3 protein-coding genes are annotated in these 1,198 nt (G+C 51.4%); all 3 read left to right on the top strand.

The genetic code is table 11. The features are described 5' to 3' along the window. Positions 1–268 precede the first annotated feature (268 nt). From V6D20_15905 to V6D20_15895, 3 genes are read left to right on the top strand one after another with little or no spacing between them, the layout of a single operon-like run. A complete protein-coding gene (locus V6D20_15905) occupies positions 269–604 on the top strand; it encodes a helix-turn-helix transcriptional regulator (protein ID HEY9817264.1) in 336 nt (111 codons plus the stop codon). A 20-nt stretch (positions 605–624) separates the two neighbouring features. After that, positions 625–891, top strand: a complete 267-nt coding sequence (locus tag V6D20_15900) for an addiction module protein (GenBank protein ID HEY9817263.1) — start codon at positions 625–627, stop codon at positions 889–891. Continuing rightward, positions 884–1,192, top strand: coding sequence for a type II toxin-antitoxin system RelE/ParE family toxin (locus tag V6D20_15895; protein ID HEY9817262.1), 309 nt, complete (start codon positions 884–886; stop codon positions 1,190–1,192). Before V6D20_15900 ends, V6D20_15895 begins: the two co-directional genes overlap by 8 nt. The last annotated feature ends 6 nt before the right edge of the window (positions 1,193–1,198 follow it).

Below are 1,198 nucleotides of genomic sequence, written 5' to 3'. Positions count from 1 at the left end.
CACCGCCCGCAGTGAGCCGTCCAGCGCCTCGGCAAGCTCCCGCGGCTCGTACTGCTCCCCAAGCACCTGCTCCAGTCCGCCCATGTAGGGCCTGTTGTCTCCTTTCTCCATAGTCGTAGATTTTTTTGAAAAAAAATATTTTGCGTATGATTAGACACAAATCTATATAATCATACCATTTTAAACAACAGCTATTCATTTCTTTTACATAAAAAAATACCTTATTTTTGAATTATAATGGTATTTTGGTGCATTTTAGTAGATGATTATGTCTAAAATTGGAGATAGAATAGCATATTTGCGCAAAGGCAGGGGGCTGTCGCAGACTGAGACCGCAAAGCTCATAGGGGCTTCCCGAGAGGCTATTGGCAAGTATGAGCGCAATGAGGCGGTCCCGTCAGTAGAGACCGCCAAGAAAATTGCAGACCTCTTCGAGGTCACTCTCGACTACCTTGTGGACGAGGGAGCCGCTCCTGCATTCGACAGGCAGACGGCAAAGAGGATAAGGGATGCACAGAGCCTTGATGAGGCGGACAGAGGGCATCTATTCGCTATAATAGACGCATTCCTTAGGGATGCACAGGCTAGGAAGGCCTATGCCTGACTTAAACTAAGAAAACGAATATGGAACAGACGGATTTGCAGGCACTGAAGCTGCGCTTGATAGAGCAGTTCCTCAGAGTCAATAATGTGGCACTGCTCGCCAAGGTAGAGGAGATGCTGCTCGATGCGGAGATGCAGGAGCGCGAGCGCACCATGCCGCCCCTTACCGAGGAGCAGGGGCAGGAGCTCGAAAGGCGCTACCAGAGGTATAGGGAAAACCCATCATCGGCTAGGCCATGGGAAGAGGTGAGGGCGGAGCTCATGGCTAAACACGGCTACGATGGATGAGTACAGGGTGATTGTCGAGATGGGCGCGGTCAGCGATTTGGACGAGGCTATGGAATGGTACGAGGACAGGCGGCGGGGGCTAGGCTTCGACTTGGTTATGAGGTTCGAGGATGCGCTGGCGTTCCTCCGATCCAACCCCAAGATATACCAGAAGGTTCTAGGCGAGTTCAGAAGGGTGCTTATGAAGAAGTACCCCTATGCTATCTACTACGCTTTGGAGGGCAAGGAGGTGCTGGTTGTCGCAGTATGGCAGACGGGGAAAAACCCTGAGGTACTCAGGAAAAGGCTTGGGATTGAATAGCCCCCC

The organism is Candidatus Obscuribacterales bacterium (assembly GCA_036703605.1).
GTDB lineage: Bacteria > Cyanobacteriota > Cyanobacteriia > RECH01 > RECH01 > RECH01.
Note: the sequence above shows the minus strand (reverse complement) of the source record. Positions and strands in the feature narration are given on the sequence as shown.

Bases quoted from the DNA above. Each gene is read 5' to 3' on its own strand.
- V6D20_15905 (HEY9817264.1), top strand. From the start codon at position 269: ATGTCTAAAATTGGAGATAGAATAGCATATTTGCGCAAAGGCAGGGGG.
- V6D20_15900 (HEY9817263.1), top strand. From the start codon at position 625: ATGGAACAGACGGATTTGCAGGCACTGAAGCTGCGCTTGATAGAGCAG.
- V6D20_15895 (HEY9817262.1), top strand. From the start codon at position 884: ATGGATGAGTACAGGGTGATTGTCGAGATGGGCGCGGTCAGCGATTTG.